Genomic DNA, 17,465 nt, shown 5'->3' with positions numbered 1-17,465 from the left:
TAATGACGCGAAGGGGGTAGCCGTGGCTACCCCATAAATGCGCGAAGAGAACGGAAAATACGCGGCGGCGGCAATGATGCCACACGCCGCGTCATGGCTTACTTCCAGTCTTCCATCGCCTTTTCGAGGTTGGCGCGGATCGCTTCGAAGAACTGCTCCGTTGTCATCCACGGCTGGTCCGGGCCGATCAGGATCGCGAGGTCCTTGGTCATCTGACCCTGTTCGACGGTTTCGACACAGACGCGTTCCAGCGTTTCGGCGAAGCGGATGACGTCCGGCGTATCGTCGAAGCGTCCGCGATATTTGAGGCCGCCGGTCCACGCGAAGATCGACGCGATAGGGTTGGTCGACGTCGCCTTGCCCTGCTGATGCATACGGTAATGGCGGGTGACGGTGCCGTGCGCCGCTTCCGCTTCCACGGTCTTGCCATCCGGCGACAGCAGTACCGAGGTCATCAGGCCGAGCGAGCCGAAGCCTTGTGCGACCTGATCCGACTGGACATCGCCGTCGTAATTCTTGCAGGCCCAGACGAACTTGCCGCTCCACTTCAGTGCGGAAGCGACCATGTCGTCGATCAGGCGATGCTCATAGACGATGCCAGCACTTTCGAACTGTGCCTTGAATTCATTTTCATAAATTTCGGCGAACAGGTCCTTGAAGCGGCCGTCATAGGCCTTGAGGATGGTGTTCTTGGTCGACAGGTAGACCGGCCAGTTGCGCATCAGCCCGTAGTTGAGCGAGGCGCGGGCGAAGTCGCGGATCGAATCGTCGAGATTGTACATCGCCAGCGCGACGCCCGACGACGGGAAGCGGAACACTTCCTCGTCGATGACGGTGCCGTCGTCACCTTCGAACACCAGGCGCAGTTTGCCCGCGCCGGGGACGCGGTAGTCAGTGGCGCGATACTGGTCGCCGAAAGCGTGACGGCCGACGACGATCGGGTCGGTCCAGCCGGGCACCAGCCGAGGGACGTTGTCGATGACAATCGGTTCGCGGAAGACGACGCCGCCAAGGATGTTGCGGATCGTGCCGTTCGGCGACTTCCACATCTTCTTGAGGCCGAATTCCTCGACCCGCGCCTCGTCCGGCGTAATCGTCGCGCATTTCACGCCGACGCCGTGTTCGCGGATCGCGCGGGCCGAATCGACGGTGACCTTGTCATCGGTGCGGTCGCGTTCCTCGATGCCGAGGTCGTAATAATGCAGGTCGATGTCGAGATAGGGCAGGATCAGGCGTTCGCGAATCCACTGCCAGATAATCCGCGTCATTTCGTCGCCGTCGAGCTCGACGACCGGGTTTTTCACCTTGATCTTTGCCATGAGTGAGGGGCCTTCGTTGAGGGGAACGTCGGCGATGCTCCTAGGCAAGGAGGCGGCCGCGATCAACTGCGGCACGTTGTCTATGGCTGCATCCGGCCCTAAGAAGGGCCAATGTCATTGCCGGACAAGCCGTCGGACACCACGCCGACCGTCAAATGGCGCCTACCACCGGTTCACCCGGAGGGGCGCAAGTTCATCCTTATCGCCGCCGCGATAACCCTGTTCCTGGCCTGGAACGCGTGGGAAACGCTGGCCTGGCCGATGGCGGGCATCACCTTGTGGGTGGCCGCTTTCTTTCGCGATCCGGTCCGCACGGTGCCGCAGGGCGAAGACCTGATCGTCGCGCCGGCGGACGGACTGATCACGCTGATCCAGCCGGTGACGCCGCCGCGAGAGATGGCCGGAGAAGCGGGCCTGGGTGATTCGCCGCTGGTCCGCGTGTCGATCTTCATGAGCGTATTCGACGTGCACGTGAATCGGTCGCCGATCGCCGGAACGGTGCGGACGGTTGCCTATATCGCCGGAAAATTCCTGAACGCGGACCTCGACAAGGCCAGCGAGGATAACGAGCGCCAGCATTTCCTGGTTGAGCGTGACGACGGGTTGCGCGTCGGCTTCACCCAGATTGCCGGGTTGGTCGCGCGGCGGATCGTTACCTTCGTCAAGCCGGAGGATCGGGTGACGGCGGGCGAGCGGATCGGCCTGATCCGTTTCGGCAGCCGAGTAGACGTCTACCTGCCCGCGGGCACGGCGCCGCGCGTCGCGCTTGGCCAGCGGACCGTGGCCGGGGAGACGGTGCTTGCCGTAATCGGGCGCAACGACGGGGCGGCGGGTCTGTCGCAATGACGCCGCCGCCTATCGAGCGGCCCCGCCGGGGTATTCCGCTGCGGGCGCTGCCGCCCAACGCGGTGACCGCGCTGGCGTTGTGCACCGGCCTGAGCGGCGTGCGCTTCGCGATCGGCGACGAATGGGAAAAGGCGGTGGCGGCGGTCGTGCTCGCCGGCATCCTCGACGGCATGGACGGCCGGATCGCCCGGATGATGAAGGGCGAAAGCCGGTTCGGCGCGGAACTGGATTCGCTGTCGGACGTGATCGCGTTCGGCGTCGCGCCGTCGATCATTCTCTATCTGTGGTCGTTGCAGCACCTGCCGCAGTTCGGTTGGGTGTTCGCGCTTAGCCTGGCGGTATGTTGCGCGCTGCGCCTTGCCCGTTTCAATGCCCAGATCGACGCCGTCGAACAGCCGCACAAGTCCGCCGGCTTCCTGACCGGTATTCCCGCGCCCGCCGGCGCCGGGCTGGCGCTGCTGCCGATCTTCCTGTGGTTGGCTACGGGGGCCGATTCGCTGCGCTCGCCAGGGGTGACCGCCCCGTGGACGGCGGTTGTCGCTTTCCTGATGATCTCCAACATCGCGACGTTCAGCTGGTCTTCGCTGAGGTTGCGGCGAAGCGTCCGTTTCGAGGCGCTGGCGGCGGTCGCGATCGTCGGCGCTGCGGTGCTGAGCGCACCTTGGGCGACGCTGAGCGGAATCTGCGCGCTTTACCTGATTGCCATGCCGTTCAGCATCCGCAGCTATGCCCGGGTCAGGCGGCATCGCGCAGCAGCGCCGGGCGTGCCGGCCGACGAATGATGCGGGCGGGGCGCCCGGCTCGCGCCCGGGGCGCCGTCAGGGCTGGCTCCACAGCACCGCGACCGCGCAGGATGGCGGCGATGCGAGCGGCGTCGCGCAACGCAGTCTGACCGAGCACCGCGACCGCAAGCAACAGAGCGGCGACAAACACGATCGGGGACAGAAAGGCGAGCATCGAATCCTCCCTAAACAGGCGTTCGTCGCTAAATGTTCTTGTTTTGTTCCAATGTCAATAGCGCACTGAAAGCGGGAGATGGCGAAAGACGGGGGAGGTCGGGGCCTCGCTTCGGCCGGCTGTCCGCCGTTGGGCCGCGCCCGCCGGCTTGCGCATTTCGTACGAGGCGACTAGGGGAGCGCCACTTTCCAGCAACGCAATTTTACGGAGCCCGAACGGCCATGGCCGCGACCCGCACTTTTTCGATCATCAAGCCCGATGCCACCCGCCGCAACCTGACCGGCGCCGTTACGCGCATGCTGGAAGAAGCCGGCCTGCGCGTCGTCGCGTCGAAGCGCATCCGGATGAGCCAGGAGCAGGCGGAGGGCTTCTACGCCGTTCATCGCGAGCGGCCGTTCTTCAACGACCTGGTGACCTTCATGATCTCCGGCCCGGTGGTCGTGCAAGTGCTTGAGGGCGAGAACGCCGTGCAGCGCAACCGCGACATAATGGGCGCGACCAACCCTGAGAATGCCGAGCCGGGCACGATCCGCAAGGAACTGGCCGAATCGATCGAAGCGAATTCGGTCCACGGTTCGGACAGCGAAGAGAATGCGGCGATCGAAATCGCCTATTTCTTCAAGCCGGACGAGATCGTCGGCTGACATGGCGGCCAGCGGCATTCGTCGCTGCCGTACCGGGGACGCGGCGGCGCTGGCGCTGGTTAGCGCGGCTACATTCCTGGAAACCTACGCCTGGATGATAGCCGGCAAGGATCTGCTCGCGCATGTCGGCGAGAAGTTCGGCGAGGCGGCCTACGAGGCGCATCTCGCCGACCCCGCCTGCGCGCTGTGGCTGGCCGAAGGGGAGCGGGGCGCGCCGGTCGGCTATGCGCTGCTGACCCCGCCGGACCTGCCGATCGAGACCGGCGCAACCGACATCGAACTGCGGCGCATTTACATGCTGACCCGCTACCAGGGTGGCGGCATGGGCAATGCGTTGTTCGCCGCCGCAGTGGCCGAAGCGCGGGTACGCGGCATGACCCGGCTGCTGATTGGCGTCGCCAAGACCAATACCTCGGCGATCGGCTTTTACCGGCGCCATGGTTGCGCGGCGATTGGCGAGCGGATCTTTCGCGTCGGCGACGAGGATTTCGAGGACGCTATTTTCGCGCGGGCGCTGTAGCCGCTCGCGCTTTCCACAGCTTATCGAGCCGCGCGGATGCGCGTGTCTCATTGCTATGTTCGATCAGCGACAGGCCACGCAGGCGGACGGCGGCGCCGCCGAACATCTGGCCGTCGAGCGCGTAGCCGATGTCGTAGAGCGCCACTTCGCTATGGCTGTCGCCGTCGACCAGATAGCGGGTGGTGATGGCGACCGGCAGGCGGGCATCCCCCTTCGGCCGGTTGGGCAGGCCGGCGTCGCGGCGTGCTTTCTTCAACGCTTCGCCGAACCAGCGCGCCTCGATCCGTGCCTCTCCGGCGGTGCCGATCGGTGCGATGCCGAGCGCGGTGGGGAAAGCGATGCTCTGGCTTTGGATTGTCTGTTCTGCGCGGATCGGCGCCAGATCGAGCTGTTTGCCGTCCCGTAGCGCCGTGCCTTTCAGGGTCAGTGTCGCCGCGCGGGCACCGGCCGCCTGCTCGGCGGCGGCGCGTTCGGCCTTGTCGGATGTGCGCTCGGAATAGTTGTTCCACAGCGTCAGGGCGGAGATGATGACGGCCACCACCGCCAGGCCTTCGCCCAGCGTGATCCAGCGACGGCGGATCGCCGCCGCTTCCTGTGCCCGTTCCTCGCTGCCTTCGCCGCTCATGCGCGTGTCCTCCGGCTGGTTCGGCTGGTGGCGAGGCGCCAGCTTTCGGCGATGCGGTCCGCTACATGATCCCAGTCGGTGGTGGACGGGGTGACATCGATCGCGACCCAGCCCGCCGGGCCGATATAGGCAGGCCAGCTGTAGAGGGCGGGGGCCTGTTCGATCAGCATGGCCTGTTCGTCACGGCTGCCGGTACGCACGCAGACGTCGGTATGTTGTGCGCCGTGGTGGTTATGCCGGAAATAGGCGAACATCCGGCCCGCCGCCGCGAAGGCGGGGATGCCATGAGACAGTTTTTCGATGCTGCCGGGCAGAGCTAGGCAGATCGCGCGGACCCGATCAAGCGCCGGGCCGGGATCGGAACTGGGCATTGCGCACGAACTCCGCAAGCGTCGCCGGATACAGTCGATGTTCCTCGATCAGCAGCCGCGTCGCAAGAGTTTCCGGGGTGTCGCCGGGCAGAATCGGCACCTCCGCCTGTGCCAGTACGGGGCCGTCGTCCAGCTCGGCAGTGACGATATGGACGCTGACGCCATGGACAGGGTCACCGGCGGCGATCGCGCGGGCGTGGGTGTCCAGCCCCTTGTATTTGGGGAGCAGTGATGGATGGATGTTTACCATCCGCCCGGCCCATCCACCGACGAATTCGCCCGACAGCAGCCGCATATAGCCGGCGAGCGCGACATATTCGACGCCGGCGTCGCGCAGCGCGGTATCGACAAGCGCGTCGAATTCAGCGCGTTTCAGCCCTTTGTGGCTATGCGCCCATGTTGGGATGCCCATTGCCCGCGCGGTTGCGAGCCCGGCCGCATCCGGATCGTTCGACGCGACGAGCGCGATCGCATAGGGGCAGTCCGGCGCCTGAGCCGCCTCCGCCAGCGCCAGCATGTTCGATCCGCGCCCGGAGATCAGTACGCCGAGGCGCGCGCGCTCAGTCATTATGGGTGGCGGACCAGTTGGCGCGGGCGCTCCACGTCTCGGTCGATCCGGCGACGGTGCAGCCTCGTTCGCCGGCCTCGATGCGCCCGATCCGCAGGACGGTTTCGCCGGCGCTTTCCAGCGCTGCCGCGACCGACAGCGCCTCTGCTTCCGGGACGATTACCGCCATGCCGATCCCGCAGTTGAAGGTGCGGGCCATTTCCTCCGGTTCGATCGCGCCCTGCGCCTGCAGGAATGCCATCAGCCGGGGCAGCGGCCATCCGTCCGCGTTGACATGGGCGTGGAGGCCGGCGGGCAGGGCGCGCGGAATATTTTCCAGCAACCCGCCACCGGTGATGTGCGCGAGGGCGGAAACCCGGCCGGCGCGGACCAGCGGCAGCAGCGCCTGCACATAGATGCGGGTCGGCGCCATCAGCGCGTCGATCAGCAATTGCTCCATGTCGAACTGTGACGGACGGTTGAGCTTCCAGCCCTTGTCGGCGGCAAGGCGGCGGACTAGCGAGAACCCGTTGGAATGGACACCGGAAGAGGCAAGGCCGAGGATGACGTCGCCGGCCGCCACCCGGTTGCCGGTCAGCGCCTGCGTCCGTTCCACCGCGCCGACACAAAAGCCGGCGAGATCATAGTCGCCGTCGGCATACATGCCCGGCATTTCCGCCGTTTCGCCACCAATCAGCGCGCAGCCGGCGATCCGGCATCCTTCGGCGATACCGGCGATGACACGTTCGGCGACAGCCGCGTCAAGTTTGCCGCTGGCGTAATAGTCGAGGAAGAACAGCGGTTCCGCGCCCTGGACGATCAGATCGTTGACGCACATCGCGACCAGATCGATGCCGACGCCGTCGTGCCGATCATGTTCGATCGCCAGCTTCAGCTTGGTGCCGACGCCGTCATTGGCGGCGACCAGCAGCGGATCGGTATAGCCCGCCGCCTTCAAGTCGAAGAAGCCGCCGAAACCGCCAAGCTCGGCATTGGCGCCGGGGCGGCGGGTTGCCTTGGCGAGTGGGGCGATCGCGCGGACCAGCGCATTCCCTGCGGCGATCGAAACGCCGGCACCGGCGTAGGTGTAGGACGTGTTGTCGTTCATGACCGTCGCCTAGCCACAACGCGCTTGGATTTCCACCGCCAACACGCCAGAAGGGCGGCGTGATCGCGCTTTCCCGTCCGCTCAGCCTCGTGCGGCCGCTGCTTGCCCTGGCGCTTGCCGTCGGCGCCGGCGCGGTATTGCATGCCCAGCTGGAGGGAACGGACCGCGGTGTGCCGCCGATCGACAGTTCGTCCAGCCTTGAAGTCAGCGGCATTGCCGTCGACGTCTACGCCGCAAATGCCGATGCCGCGCGCTATGGTGGCTGGCGCGAAGCGCAGCGCAAGGGTTGGCGCGCGCTGTGGCAGCGCACTCACCCCGGCACCGGCGTGCCCGTGCTGTCCGATTCGGCGCTGGACGGGGTTGTCGCCGGGATCGTCGTCGAGGAGGAGCAGATCGGCCCCCGCCGCTATATCGCGCGGCTGGGCGTGCTGTTCGATCGCGCGCGCGCGGGGCAGATACTGGGCGTCGCGGGCCAGGCGGCGCGTTCGGCGCCGATGCTGGTCTTGCCGGTACAATGGAGCGGCGGCACCGCGCAGAGCCTTGAGTTGCGCAACCCCTGGCAAGAGGCGTGGGCGCGGTTTCGCACCGGCAACAGCAGTATCGATTATATCCGCGTGACCGGCACCGGGGTCGATCCGCTGCTGCTCAACAATGCCCAGACCTGGCGGCCGGGGCGGACCTGGTGGCGGTTTTTGCTTGACGGTTACGGCGCCGCCGACGTGCTGATCCCCCAGGTCCGGCTACAGCGGCTGTGGCCCGGCGGGCCGGTAGTCGGCTGGTTCAGCGCGTTCCATGGGCCGGACAGGCGGCTGATCGGCCGATTCGCGCTGCGCGTCGAGAATAGCGACGCGATCCCGAAGTTGCTGGATGCCGGGGTGCGGCGGATCGATGCGCTGTACAGCGAGGCATTGGCAATGGGGGCGCTGGCGCCCGACCCGTCGCTGGTTGTCGAAGAGCCGGTCGATGCCGATGCGCTGGGTGACAGCCTGGAACTGGCGCCCGATGACGGCGGCGTCGTGGTTGCCGGCAACACGCCATCCGGGACAAGTGCGGTCACCGTTCAGTTCGACACGCCCGATGTCGGCGCGGTCAACGCCACGGAGGCCGCGATCCGGGGCATCCCGGGCGTGCGATCGGCGGCGACGTCGAGCCTTGCGATCGGCGGGATTTCGGTGATGCGGGTGGTTTTCCAGGGTGATTCGGCCGCCTTGCGCGCCGCTTTCGCTGCCCGTGGCTGGCAGGTGCAGGGAGGCGGCGACACACTGCGGATCGTGCGCCGCGCGGCGGGCGCTCCGGCGCCCGGCCCGAGCAACAGCCCCCGACCATGAGCCAGATCGCCCTGCCGTTCGACTGGCCGGCCGGAGAGACAGAACGGGACTTCATTGTCGGCGACAGCAACGCCGATGCGGTACGCCATCTCGACCGCTGGGGGACGTGGCCGGTGATGGCGACGATCCTGACCGGCCCGCGCAAATCGGGGCGCAGCCTGCTCGGCCGCCTGTTCGCCGGCAGGACCGGGGGGCAGTTGATCGACGATGCCGACCGTCGCCCGGAAGAAGAACTGTTCCACGCGTGGAACGCCGCGCACGAGACGCGGCGGCCGTTGCTGCTGGTTGCCGATCTGCCGCCGCCCGTCTGGCGGGTCAGGTTGCCGGACCTCCGCTCGCGGCTTGCCGCCACCCCGGTGGCGGCGCTTGGCGACCCGGACGAGCCGCTTGCCCGCGCGCTGGTGGAAAAACTGCTTGCCCAGCGCAACCTGATCGCGCCGCCGGACCTGGTCGCCTGGCTGATGCCGCGCATCGAGCGCAGCCATGTCGCGTTGATCCGCGTGGTCGACGCGCTGGACGAAGCGTCCCTGTCACAGCATTCGCGCTTGTCGCTCAAGCTGGCGCGGGCCACATTGGGCGCGATGCGATCAGCGGACGAGAACCGGGCCTGACATGCCGACCTTAGCCCCCCCTCCGCGCGCCGTCGCCCCGGATGTCGAGCAACGCTATTTCAACCGTGAATTGAGCTGGCTGGCGTTCAACCGCCGGGTGCTTGATGAGGCGTCCAACCCGTCGCATCCGTTGCTTGAGCGGCTGCGCTTTCTGTCGATTTCGGGCAACAACCTCGACGAGTTCTTCATGGTCCGGGTCGCGGGGCTGAAAGGCCAGCAGCTTCAGCAGGTCGAGGAGCGGTCGCCCGACGGCATGACCGTCAGCCAGCAATTGACGGCGATCGCCGAAAATGCGGAGGGGTTGCTGTCACAGCAGAGGGCGGTATGGCGGGGGCTGCGCGAACAGCTACGCGAAACCCGGTTGCTGGTGCTGCGCGACAGCGAACTTGGCGACAATGAGCGGGCCTGGCTTGAAACGCATTTTCGCGAACAGATTTTCCCGATCCTGACCCCGCAGGCCCTGGACCCGGCGCACCCGTTTCCGTTCATCCCCAACAAAGGGCTGTCGATCGTCGTCGACCTGATTCGCCTGTCGGATCGTGCGCCGATCCGCGAACTGGTGATGTTGCCGGCGACGTTGCAGCGATTCGTCCGGTTGCCCGGCCGCGCCGCCCGTTATGTCGCGATGGAAACGCTGATCCGCTGTTTCCAGCATCTGCTGTTTCCGGGCTATGAGGTGGCCGGTTCCGGCTGTTTCCGGATCATCCGCGACAGCGATATCGAACTGGAGGAAGAGGCGGAGGATCTCGTCCGCTACTTCCGCTCCGCGATCAAGCGCCGGCGGCGGGGGCGTGTGATCCGGCTCGACCTGGAACAGGGGATGCCCGACCACCTGGAAACGCTGGTCAACAACGAACTGGGCGGGCAGGACGCGATCGTTACCGAAACCGGCGGCTTTCTGGGCATTGGCGACCTTGAGCAGCTGGTCGAGGAGGACCGGCCCGACCTGAAATTTCCACCCTTTTCGCCGCGCTTCCCCGAGCGCATTCGCGAGCATGGCGGCGATTGCTTCGCCGCGATCCGCAGCAAGGACATCATCGTCCATCACCCCTATGAGACATTCGATGTCGTCCTCGCCTTTTTGAAGCAGGCGGCGGCCGACCCCGATGTCGTGGCGATCAAGCAGACGCTGTACCGCGCCGGTAAGCAGTCGGCGGTGGTTAATGCGCTGATCGCGGCTGCGGAAGCGGGCAAGTCGGTGACCGCTGTCGTCGAGTTGAAGGCGCGGTTCGACGAAGAGCAGAACCTGCTCTGGGCGTCCGCGCTGGAACGGGCCGGCGCGCAGGTCGTCTATGGTTTCATCGACTGGAAAACCCACGCCAAGGTGTCGATGGTGGTGCGGCGGGAAGCGGGCGGGTACCGCACCTACTGCCATTTCGGCACCGGAAACTATCACCCGGTGACAGCGCGGATTTACACTGACCTCAGCTTCTTTACCGCCGATCCGCGGATCGGTCGGGATGCGGCCCAGTTGTTCAATTACATCACCGGCTACGTTGAGCCGAAAGAACTGGAGCTGATCACCATATCGCCGCACGGCCTGCGCGACCGGCTGTCGGCCCTGATCGACGCGGAGATCGAGCATGTCCGCGCCGGCCGACAGGGAATGATCTGGGCGAAGATGAATTCGCTGGTCGACCCGGCGATCATCGAGAAGCTGTACGCGGCGAGCGGCGCGGGCGTGGAAATAGACCTGGTGGTCCGCGGCATATGCTGCCTCCGCCCCGGCGTGCCGGGCCTGTCGGAACATATTCGGGTCAAGTCCGTGATCGGCCGCTTTCTGGAGCATAGCCGCATCTGGGCATTCGGTAATGGACGGGGCCTGCCCAATGACGGCGCCAAGCTGTTCATCTCGTCGGCTGACTGGATGCCGCGCAATTTCGATCGGCGGGTGGAGTATATGATGCCGATCCTCAACCCGACCGTGCACGATCAGGTGCTCGATCAGGTGATGGTCGCCAACCTGATCGACAACGAGCAGAGTTGGGAACTTCAGCCCGATGGCGACTATATCCGAGATACGCCGGGCGAGCGGCCGTTTAACCTGCACCGGTATTTCATGACGAACCCGTCGCTTTCCGGGCGCGGGCAGGCGCTGGCGCATAGCGATGCGGTGCCGAAGCTGCATCTGCGCCGGCGGCGAGGCTAGGGTGGGCGACGCAGGCGTAGAGCCCGGCGGCCCGGCGGCCCGGCGACGATCGGCGATCATCGACATCGGTTCCAATTCGGTCCGCCTCGTCGTGTTCGACGGGCATGCCCGTATTCCGGCGGTGCTGTTCAACGAGAAGGTGCTGGCCGGGCTGGGCCGATCGCTGGCCGAAACCGGCGCGATAGAGCCGGCGGCGATGGACATGGCGATGGTGGCGCTGACCAGGTTTCGCGGGTTGTGCGACGCCATGGGCATCGCCAGCCCGCGCGCCGTGGCGACCGCTGCGGTACGCGACGCGAGCAACGGCCCCGTGCTGATCGACCGGATAGAGCAGCTTGGTTTCGCCGTGGAGTTGCTCCCCGGCGAGCAGGAGGCGACGGCAGCGGCGTTGGGCGTTGCTTCGGGTATTCCCGATGCTGACGGCATTGTCGGAGATCTTGGCGGCGGCAGCCTGGAACTGGTGCGCTTGAAGCGCGGGGTTATCGATGCGCGCGCCTCCTTTCCGCTGGGTGTGCTCCGCGTTGGCCCCATGCGCGAGACGGGGCAGCGCGCATTTGCCCGCGCCGTGTCGCGGCAACTGGCGACCGCCGACTGGCTCGAAGAAGCGCGTGGATTGCCATTTTACCTGGTCGGCGGGTCGTGGCGGGCGCTGGCCCGGTTCGATATGCATCTGAGTGGCCATCCGCTTCGCATCCTTCAGCAATATCGGATGCAGCCAGAAACGGCGGCGCGGATGGTGCGTGTCCTCGCCCATATTGGCCGGTCGACGCTGAAGTCAGTGCCGGCATTGCCGGCCGGGCGGGTGGCGACGCTGGAAACAGCGGCGGCGATGCTGGCTGCGCTGGTTCGCCATCTGTCACCCAGCGATCTTGTCGTATCCGCCTTTGGCCTGCGCGAGGGGTTGCTCTACCAGCGCATGTCTGCGGAGGAACGGGCGCAGGATCCGCTGATTGTCGCCTGCCGTGACGAAGGTGAACGCGGCGGGCGTTTCGCCGAGCATGGTGATTTGCTCGACCAGTGGATCGCGCCGTTGTTCGGCGACGAGACTCCTACCAATGCGCGCATCCGCCACGCCGCGTGCCTGCTGGCCGATGTCGGTTGGCGCGCCAACCCGGAATTCAAGGCGGAACGCGCGCTCGAGATCGGCCTGCACGGCAACTGGGTGGCGATAGAGCCGCATGAGCGGGTCATGTTGGGGCAGGCGCTGTACAGTAGTTCTGGCGGCAGCGGCATATTGTCGGGATTCGAGCGGCTGTGTGATGCTGAAGATCTGCGCCGCGCGATGCGCTGGGGGTTGGCGATCCGGCTGGGGCAGCGTTTTTCCGGCGCGGCTGCCGGCCCGCTGCGGTCGAGCCGGGTCGCGGTCGTCGACGGCGTGCTGGTGCTGGAGATGGAGGACGATACCCGCATTTTCTACGGCGAGGCGGTCGCGCGCCGTCATCGCCAACTGGCGTCCGCGCTGGGGGTGAACGCGCGGCTGCCCTGACTGCCGCCCTGGCGGGTCAGGCCGCTTCCGAACGCTCGGCGGTACGGGTCATGCGCAGCTTGCCGCCCTTGACCGCGAAAGCGAGCTGGCCTTCGACCAGCGCCAGCGCATCGCGCCCGAACTGTTCGAACCGCCAGCCTTCGAGGATCGACAGACCATCGCGGTGGCCGGCGGCGAGATGCTGGAGGTCGTCGCTGCGCGCCAGCAGGCGGGGCGCGACGCTGATTTCCTTCGCGCGAATCTTCAGCAACAGCTTCAGCAGGTCGGCGACCAGTGCGCCGTCCTTGCCGGGGCCGGGGCGGCGATCTTCGCGGCCGGGAATTTCTTCCGCCGGCATCGGCCTGGCTTCGGCCAGCGCCGCCATCATCCGTGCGCCGATGCCGTTATTGGCCCAACTGGTCGACAGGCCGCGGACCTTGGCAAGCTCCGCCTGTGCGCGCGGCGGCTGGCCGGCGATGTCGGCGAGGGTTTCGTCCTTCATGATCCGGCCGCGCGGCAGGTCCTTGTTCTGCGCCTCACGCTCGCGCCAGGCGGCCAGCGCTTTCAGCCGCCCCATCATGTCCGGTTTGCGGCTGTTCGCCTTGATCCGCTGCCAAGCCTGATCGGGTTCGTTGATGTAATGCGACGGATCGGCGAGTCGCTCCATCTCATCGTCCAGCCAGCTGCCGCGACCAAGCTTCTTCAGCCGTTCCAGGATCATCGGAAACACGCGCGAGAGGTGGGTGACATCGCCGATCGCATAATCGATCTGCCGCTTGTCGAGCGGGCGGCGGCCCCAGTCGGTGAAGCGCGCGCCCTTGTCGAGCTGAATGCCCAGCCAACTGTCGATCAGGCTGGAATAACCGATCTGTTCGCCCTGGCCGATCGCCATTGCCGCGATCTGGGTGTCGAAGATAGGGTTGGGCGTCTTGCCGGTCAGATTGAACACGATTTCCACGTCCTGCCCGCCGGCATGGAACACTTTCAACACCTCGTTATTGTCGACCATCAGCGCGAGCAGCGGCGCCAGGTCGATGCCCGGGGCCTTCGGATCAATCGCGGCGGCTTCGTTGCCGTCGGCGATCTGGATCAGGCACAGGTCCGGCCAGTAGGTGTTTTCCCGCATGAATTCGGTGTCGACAGCGACGAACGGCGATCGGGCGAAACGGGCGCAAAGATCGGCAAGGACGGTACTGTCGGTGATCAGCGGATGAATCTTCATGTCAGGCCCATAGCGCCCAGCCGCGCCTTGACAAAGACGTGTCGTGCGGGGAAGCGCGCGGGTCACACATATTTCATGCCTCTTTCCGAGTTATGCCGATGCACGCCTATCGCACCCACACCTGCGCGGAACTGCGCCAAACCCACGTTGGCGAGACCGTTCGCCTGTCCGGCTGGGTCCACCGCAAGCGCGATCATGGCGGTTTGCTGTTCGTCGACCTGCGCGATCATTACGGGCTGACCCAGATCGTCACCGATGTCGATTCGGAGGCGTTCAAGCTGCTGGAGCGGCTGCGCGCCGAGTCGGTGGTGACGGTGACCGGCCGGGTGGTGGCGCGCGCGCCCGAAGCGGTGAACCCCAATCTGCCGACCGGGGCGATCGAGGTCCGGGCGGATGATGTGGCGGTGTGCTCCACCGCGCAGGAATTGCCGATGCCGGTGGCGGGCGAGGCCGATTATCCTGAGGATATCCGCCTGCGCTATCGCTACCTCGATTTGCGGCGGGAGCGGCTGCATGCGAATATCGTGCTGCGCTCCAACGTCATCGCGTCGATCCGCCGGCGGATGATCGACCAGGGGTTCACCGAATTCCAGACGCCGATCCTGACCGCGTCGTCGCCGGAGGGCGCGCGCGACTATCTGGTGCCCAGCCGGGTCCACCCCGGTAAATTCTATGCGCTGCCGCAGGCGCCGCAGATGTTCAAGCAACTGCTGATGGTTGCCGGTTTCGATCGCTATTTCCAGATTGCGCCGTGCTTCCGCGACGAAGACGCGCGCGCCGACCGCTCGCCCGGCGAGTTCTATCAGCTCGACTTCGAGATGAGCTTCGTCACGCAGGACGATGTCTTCAACGCGATAGAGCCGGTTCTTCACGGCGTGTTCGAGGAATTTGCCGGCGATCGGTCGGTCAGCGCCGCGCCGTTCCCGCGCATTCCCTACCGCGAAGCGATGCTGAAATACGGGTCGGACAAGCCGGATTTGCGCAATCCGATCGTCATCACCGACGTGTCGCGGCATTTCGAGGGGTCGGGCTTCGGCCTGTTCGCCCGGATCGTCGGCGGCGGCGATGTCGTCCGCGCCATCCCGGCGCCGAGCACCGCCGACAAGAGCCGCAAATTCTTCGACGACATGAATGAATGGGCGCGTGCCGAGGGGCATGCCGGGCTTGGCTACATCACCCAGAAGAATGGCGAGCTGGGCGGCCCGATCGCCAAGAACCACGGCGAGGAAGCAACCCGCAAGCTGATCGCGGAACTTGGCCTTGGCCCCGACGACGGCATTTTCTTCGCCGCCGGCAAGGAAGCGCAGGCGGCGAAGCTGGCCGGCGCGGCGCGCACCCGCGTCGGCGAGCAGCTGGGCCTGATCGACGCCAAACGCTTCGAATTCTGCTGGATCGTCGATTTCCCGATGTACGAATATGACGAGGAAGCGAAGAAGATCGATTTCTCGCACAATCCGTTCTCGATGCCGCAGGGCGAGCTGGAGGCGCTGGAGACGAAGGACCCGCTCGATATCCTCGCCTACCAGTATGACATCGTCTGCAACGGGGTCGAGCTGTCGTCCGGGGCGATCCGCAACCACCGCCCCGACATCATGTACAAGGCGTTCGAAATCGCCGGCTACACGCGCGAGCAGGTCGACACCAATTTCGCCGGCATGATCAACGCCTTCAAGTTCGGCGCGCCGCCGCACGGCGGATCGGCGCCTGGCATCGACCGCATCGTCATGCTGCTCGCCGACGAGCCGAACATCCGCGAAGTCATCGTCTTCCCGATGAACCAGAAGGCGGAGGACCTGATGATGCAGGCGCCGGCGCCGGCGACGCCTAAGCAGTTGCGCGAACTGGGCATCCGGGTGGTGGAGCAGCCGAAAGGCTGACGTTAACCTCATCCCCGCTAGACGGCGATGGTCAGGGACGTAGGGTGACCGCATGACCATCGACCTCAATGCCTACGAAGCGGGCGACAAGTTCCAGGGCGACTATGCCGACGCGCTGGCCGCCGTGCAGAAGCGGCTGGCCCGCATCCAGGTCGCGCATATCGTCCACAAGCGCCGCGCCGTGGTGATGCTGGAAGGGTGGGACGCCGCCGGCAAGGGCGGGATCATCCAGCGGCTGACCGCCGAATGGGACCCGCGTTATTTCGAGGTCTGGCCGATCGGCGCGCCGACGACCGACGAGAAGGAACGGCATTTCCTCTGGCGGTTCTGGCAGCGTCTGCCGGCGAACGGCGACATCGCGGTGTTCGACCGCAGCTGGTACGGGCGCGTTCTGGTCGAGCGGGTCGAGGGCTACGCGACCGAGGCCGAGTGGAAGCGCGGCTATGACGAGATCAACGAGTTCGAGGCGCGGCAGATCGATAGCGGCACGACGCTGGTCAAGCTGTTCGTCCACATTACCCAGGATGAGCAGGATCGCCGCTTCCTCCACCGTTTCGAGGATCCGTGGAAGCGCTGGAAAACCGGCGCGGAAGATTATCGCAACCGCGCCCGCCGCGCCGACTATCTGGCGGCGATGGCAGACATGTTCGCCGAGACCGATACGCGCTGGGCGCCGTGGCGGGTGATCGACGGCAACAACAAGAAGGCGGCGCGGATCGCCGCGCTGACCGCGATTGCCGACCATCTGGAAAAGCATGTGCCGATGGCGCCGCCGGAGGCGGACCCGGAACTGATCCGGCTTGCCAAAGACAATCTGGGGCTGCCCGGCGAGCGCTAGAATTCGCCGAGTTCAGAATCCCGTTTTTGCGGGAGCGGAGTGTCAGGCGTCTTTCGGCAGGAAGCGGGCGATGACGTCCTGCGCGATGCGCGCCGGGCGGCGGGTGGTCGCATCAAGGCAGCACCAACTGGACTTCACCTCTGCCAGCACATCCTCGCCCCGCTTGATCAGCGTCGCATAGAAGGCGCGAGCGCCATGGACCTTTTCCAGCACCACAGTCGCGATCACCTGATCGTCTATGAAGGCCGGCTTGCGGTAAGTGATCTCGTGGCGCAACGCGACCCACAGGTGCCGGGCTACCGCCTGCGGCGGGGCAAGCTTGCGCCAATGGGCGACGACCGCATCCTGTACCCAGGCGAGATAGCGGGCGTTGTTGACATGCCCCATGAAGTCGATGTCCGCCGGGCTGATGGCGATCGGATAGTCGTGGGCGATGGCGCTGGTCATGATAAAACTGACAATAGTGTCATTAGCGCCGGAATAACAGGGGGAAGTCAGCCGCGGCCGCGATAGCCGGGCACGTCCTGCGGCGGCAGCCACAGGCCGGCGGGCGGATCGCCCGATTGCCAGAACACGTCGATCGGAATGCCGCCGCGCGGGTACCAGTAGCCGCCGATGCGCAGCCACAGCGGCGCCATTTCCCGGACCAGCCGTTCGGCGATGCCGACGGTGCAGTCCTCGTGGAAGGCGGCGTGATTGCGGAAGCTGCCGAGGAACAGCTTCAGCGCCTTCGATTCGACGATCGTTTCCGCCGGCGCATAGTCGATGACCAGATGCGCGAAATCCGGCTGGCCGGTGATCGGGCAGAGCGAGGTGAATTCCGGCACGGTGAAGCGGACGAGATAGGGGCGGCCGGGCCGGGGGTTGGGCACGTAGTCGAGGACGGCGGCGTCCGGCGAGTCCGGCAGGCTGCTCTGGCGGCCGAGATGGGTGATCGTCATGGCGCGTCCCTTACAGCCAAAATACGCGGCGACAAAGCGGGCGACCGATCGCCGTCTCGACGGCGGCGGCGGGCGTGACTAGGAATGGGGTGGATCA

The 17,465-nt window shown here is 66.0% G+C and carries 19 protein-coding genes; 10 read left to right on the top strand and 9 right to left on the bottom strand.

Annotated features, from left to right (window positions below; genetic code table 11):
• Positions 1 to 98: 98 nt before the first annotated feature.
• On the bottom strand, positions 99 to 1,319 hold the full coding sequence (locus tag ACMT1E_RS09360; RefSeq protein WP_414899860.1) for an NADP-dependent isocitrate dehydrogenase: 1,221 nt from the start codon (positions 1,317 to 1,319) through the stop codon (positions 99 to 101).
• A gap of 111 nt (positions 1,320 to 1,430) precedes the next feature.
• Here ACMT1E_RS09360 and ACMT1E_RS09355 point away from each other — a divergent pair, with 111 nt between their 5' ends.
• A complete protein-coding gene (locus tag ACMT1E_RS09355) occupies positions 1,431 to 2,165 on the top strand; it encodes a phosphatidylserine decarboxylase (RefSeq protein ID WP_414899858.1) in 735 nt (244 codons plus the stop codon).
• Positions 2,162 to 2,947: a CDP-alcohol phosphatidyltransferase family protein gene (locus ACMT1E_RS09350; protein ID WP_414899857.1), complete on the top strand. Its 786-nt coding sequence runs from the start codon at positions 2,162 to 2,164 to the stop codon at positions 2,945 to 2,947. The genes ACMT1E_RS09355 and ACMT1E_RS09350 overlap by 4 nt, the downstream gene beginning before the upstream one ends.
• Here the strand turns inward: ACMT1E_RS09350 and ACMT1E_RS09345 are convergent.
• Positions 2,901 to 3,122 (bottom strand): hypothetical protein, encoded by a 222-nt coding sequence (locus ACMT1E_RS09345; RefSeq protein ID WP_414899855.1) that lies wholly within the window; start codon positions 3,120 to 3,122, stop codon positions 2,901 to 2,903. The genes ACMT1E_RS09350 and ACMT1E_RS09345 overlap by 47 nt on opposite strands.
• Before the next feature lie 221 nt (positions 3,123 to 3,343).
• Between ACMT1E_RS09345 and ndk the strand changes: the two genes are divergently transcribed.
• Both ndk and ACMT1E_RS09335 read left to right on the top strand, forming a co-directional pair.
• Positions 3,344 to 3,766 carry a nucleoside-diphosphate kinase gene (gene ndk, locus ACMT1E_RS09340; protein WP_414899853.1) on the top strand — a complete coding sequence of 141 codons (423 nt, stop codon included), beginning with the start codon at positions 3,344 to 3,346 and terminating at the stop codon, positions 3,764 to 3,766.
• Between the two features lies 1 nt (position 3,767).
• Positions 3,768 to 4,286 carry a GNAT family N-acetyltransferase gene (locus ACMT1E_RS09335; RefSeq protein ID WP_414899852.1) on the top strand — a complete coding sequence of 173 codons (519 nt, stop codon included), beginning with the start codon at positions 3,768 to 3,770 and terminating at the stop codon, positions 4,284 to 4,286.
• Here ACMT1E_RS09335 and ACMT1E_RS09330 read toward each other — a convergent pair.
• The 4 genes from ACMT1E_RS09330 to purM are packed head-to-tail and all read right to left on the bottom strand — an operon-like array spanning position 4,264 to position 6,937.
• Entirely contained in the window at positions 4,264 to 4,911 is a 648-nt protein-coding gene (locus ACMT1E_RS09330; protein ID WP_414899851.1) for a hypothetical protein, read from the bottom strand. The two genes, ACMT1E_RS09335 and ACMT1E_RS09330, sit on opposite strands and share 23 nt — an antisense overlap.
• Complete coding sequence (locus ACMT1E_RS09325) at positions 4,908 to 5,282, bottom strand: MmcQ/YjbR family DNA-binding protein (protein ID WP_414899850.1); 375 nt, start codon at positions 5,280 to 5,282, stop codon at positions 4,908 to 4,910. Before ACMT1E_RS09325 ends, ACMT1E_RS09330 begins: the two co-directional genes overlap by 4 nt.
• Entirely contained in the window at positions 5,251 to 5,850 is a 600-nt protein-coding gene (gene purN, locus ACMT1E_RS09320) for a phosphoribosylglycinamide formyltransferase (protein ID WP_414899848.1), read from the bottom strand. Before purN ends, ACMT1E_RS09325 begins: the two co-directional genes overlap by 32 nt.
• A complete protein-coding gene (purM, locus tag ACMT1E_RS09315; protein WP_414899846.1) occupies positions 5,843 to 6,937 on the bottom strand; it encodes a phosphoribosylformylglycinamidine cyclo-ligase in 1,095 nt (364 codons plus the stop codon). The genes purN and purM overlap by 8 nt, the downstream gene beginning before the upstream one ends.
• Before the next feature lie 59 nt (positions 6,938 to 6,996).
• Between purM and ACMT1E_RS09310 the strand changes: the two genes are divergently transcribed.
• Genes ACMT1E_RS09310 through ACMT1E_RS09295 form a run of 4 tightly spaced genes read left to right on the top strand, consistent with a single transcriptional unit; the run spans position 6,997 to position 12,511 of the window.
• A complete protein-coding gene (locus ACMT1E_RS09310) occupies positions 6,997 to 8,265 on the top strand; it encodes a heavy-metal-associated domain-containing protein (RefSeq protein ID WP_414899844.1) in 1,269 nt (422 codons plus the stop codon).
• Complete coding sequence (locus ACMT1E_RS09305) at positions 8,262 to 8,876, top strand: HdaA/DnaA family protein (protein ID WP_414899842.1); 615 nt, start codon at positions 8,262 to 8,264, stop codon at positions 8,874 to 8,876. The genes ACMT1E_RS09310 and ACMT1E_RS09305 overlap by 4 nt, the downstream gene beginning before the upstream one ends.
• Before the next feature lies 1 nt (position 8,877).
• Positions 8,878 to 11,025 (top strand): RNA degradosome polyphosphate kinase, encoded by a 2,148-nt coding sequence (locus ACMT1E_RS09300; RefSeq protein ID WP_414899840.1) that lies wholly within the window; start codon positions 8,878 to 8,880, stop codon positions 11,023 to 11,025.
• 1 nt (position 11,026) lies between these two features.
• A complete protein-coding gene (locus tag ACMT1E_RS09295) occupies positions 11,027 to 12,511 on the top strand; it encodes a Ppx/GppA family phosphatase (protein ID WP_414899838.1) in 1,485 nt (494 codons plus the stop codon).
• Between the two features lie 16 nt (positions 12,512 to 12,527).
• Here the strand turns inward: ACMT1E_RS09295 and rnd are convergent, their stop codons facing one another.
• The gene (rnd, locus tag ACMT1E_RS09290; RefSeq protein WP_414899836.1) at positions 12,528 to 13,712 is read right to left on the bottom strand and encodes a ribonuclease D; all 1,185 of its coding nucleotides are present in this window, start codon (positions 13,710 to 13,712) and stop codon (positions 12,528 to 12,530) included.
• A gap of 98 nt (positions 13,713 to 13,810) precedes the next feature.
• Between rnd and aspS the strand changes: the two genes are divergently transcribed.
• Together aspS and ACMT1E_RS09280 are read left to right on the top strand one after the other, a co-directional pair.
• Entirely contained in the window at positions 13,811 to 15,589 is a 1,779-nt protein-coding gene (aspS, locus tag ACMT1E_RS09285) for an aspartate--tRNA ligase (RefSeq protein WP_414899834.1), read from the top strand.
• Positions 15,590 to 15,641: 52 nt separating this feature from the next.
• Entirely contained in the window at positions 15,642 to 16,427 is a 786-nt protein-coding gene (locus ACMT1E_RS09280; protein WP_414899832.1) for a polyphosphate kinase 2 family protein, read from the top strand.
• Between the two features lie 42 nt (positions 16,428 to 16,469).
• Here ACMT1E_RS09280 and ACMT1E_RS09275 read toward each other — a convergent pair whose 3' ends face one another.
• Complete coding sequence (locus ACMT1E_RS09275) at positions 16,470 to 16,874, bottom strand: acyl-CoA thioesterase (protein ID WP_136162469.1); 405 nt, start codon at positions 16,872 to 16,874, stop codon at positions 16,470 to 16,472.
• Between the two features lie 47 nt (positions 16,875 to 16,921).
• On the bottom strand, positions 16,922 to 17,368 hold the full coding sequence (gene queF / locus ACMT1E_RS09270) for a preQ(1) synthase (protein ID WP_414899829.1): 447 nt from the start codon (positions 17,366 to 17,368) through the stop codon (positions 16,922 to 16,924).
• Between the last annotated feature and the right edge of the window lie 97 nt (positions 17,369 to 17,465).

It is taken from the genome of Sphingomonas flavalba (assembly GCF_047553045.1).
GTDB classification, from domain to species: Bacteria; Pseudomonadota; Alphaproteobacteria; order Sphingomonadales; family Sphingomonadaceae; genus Sphingomonas_L; species Sphingomonas_L flavalba_A.
This window is presented reverse-complemented; position numbering and strand designations above follow the sequence as displayed.

Coding starts and splice junctions, on each gene's coding strand:
- ACMT1E_RS09330 (WP_414899851.1), bottom strand. CDS start 4,911: ATGAGCGGCGAAGGCAGCGAGGAACGGGCACAGGAAGCGGCGGCGATC.
- ACMT1E_RS09280 (WP_414899832.1), top strand. CDS start 15,642: ATGACCATCGACCTCAATGCCTACGAAGCGGGCGACAAGTTCCAGGGC.
- ACMT1E_RS09300 (WP_414899840.1), top strand. CDS start 8,878: ATGCCGACCTTAGCCCCCCCTCCGCGCGCCGTCGCCCCGGATGTCGAG.
- aspS (WP_414899834.1), top strand. CDS start 13,811: ATGCACGCCTATCGCACCCACACCTGCGCGGAACTGCGCCAAACCCAC.
- ACMT1E_RS09305 (WP_414899842.1), top strand. CDS start 8,262: ATGAGCCAGATCGCCCTGCCGTTCGACTGGCCGGCCGGAGAGACAGAA.
- ACMT1E_RS09325 (WP_414899850.1), bottom strand. CDS start 5,282: ATGCCCAGTTCCGATCCCGGCCCGGCGCTTGATCGGGTCCGCGCGATC.
- ndk (WP_414899853.1), top strand. CDS start 3,344: ATGGCCGCGACCCGCACTTTTTCGATCATCAAGCCCGATGCCACCCGC.
- rnd (WP_414899836.1), bottom strand. CDS start 13,712: ATGAAGATTCATCCGCTGATCACCGACAGTACCGTCCTTGCCGATCTT.
- ACMT1E_RS09275 (WP_136162469.1), bottom strand. CDS start 16,874: ATGACCAGCGCCATCGCCCACGACTATCCGATCGCCATCAGCCCGGCG.
- ACMT1E_RS09350 (WP_414899857.1), top strand. CDS start 2,162: ATGACGCCGCCGCCTATCGAGCGGCCCCGCCGGGGTATTCCGCTGCGG.
- ACMT1E_RS09360 (WP_414899860.1), bottom strand. CDS start 1,319: ATGGCAAAGATCAAGGTGAAAAACCCGGTCGTCGAGCTCGACGGCGAC.
- ACMT1E_RS09345 (WP_414899855.1), bottom strand. CDS start 3,122: ATGCTCGCCTTTCTGTCCCCGATCGTGTTTGTCGCCGCTCTGTTGCTT.
- ACMT1E_RS09355 (WP_414899858.1), top strand. CDS start 1,431: ATGTCATTGCCGGACAAGCCGTCGGACACCACGCCGACCGTCAAATGG.
- queF (WP_414899829.1), bottom strand. CDS start 17,368: ATGACGATCACCCATCTCGGCCGCCAGAGCAGCCTGCCGGACTCGCCG.
- purM (WP_414899846.1), bottom strand. CDS start 6,937: ATGAACGACAACACGTCCTACACCTACGCCGGTGCCGGCGTTTCGATC.
- ACMT1E_RS09335 (WP_414899852.1), top strand. CDS start 3,768: ATGGCGGCCAGCGGCATTCGTCGCTGCCGTACCGGGGACGCGGCGGCG.
- purN (WP_414899848.1), bottom strand. CDS start 5,850: ATGACTGAGCGCGCGCGCCTCGGCGTACTGATCTCCGGGCGCGGATCG.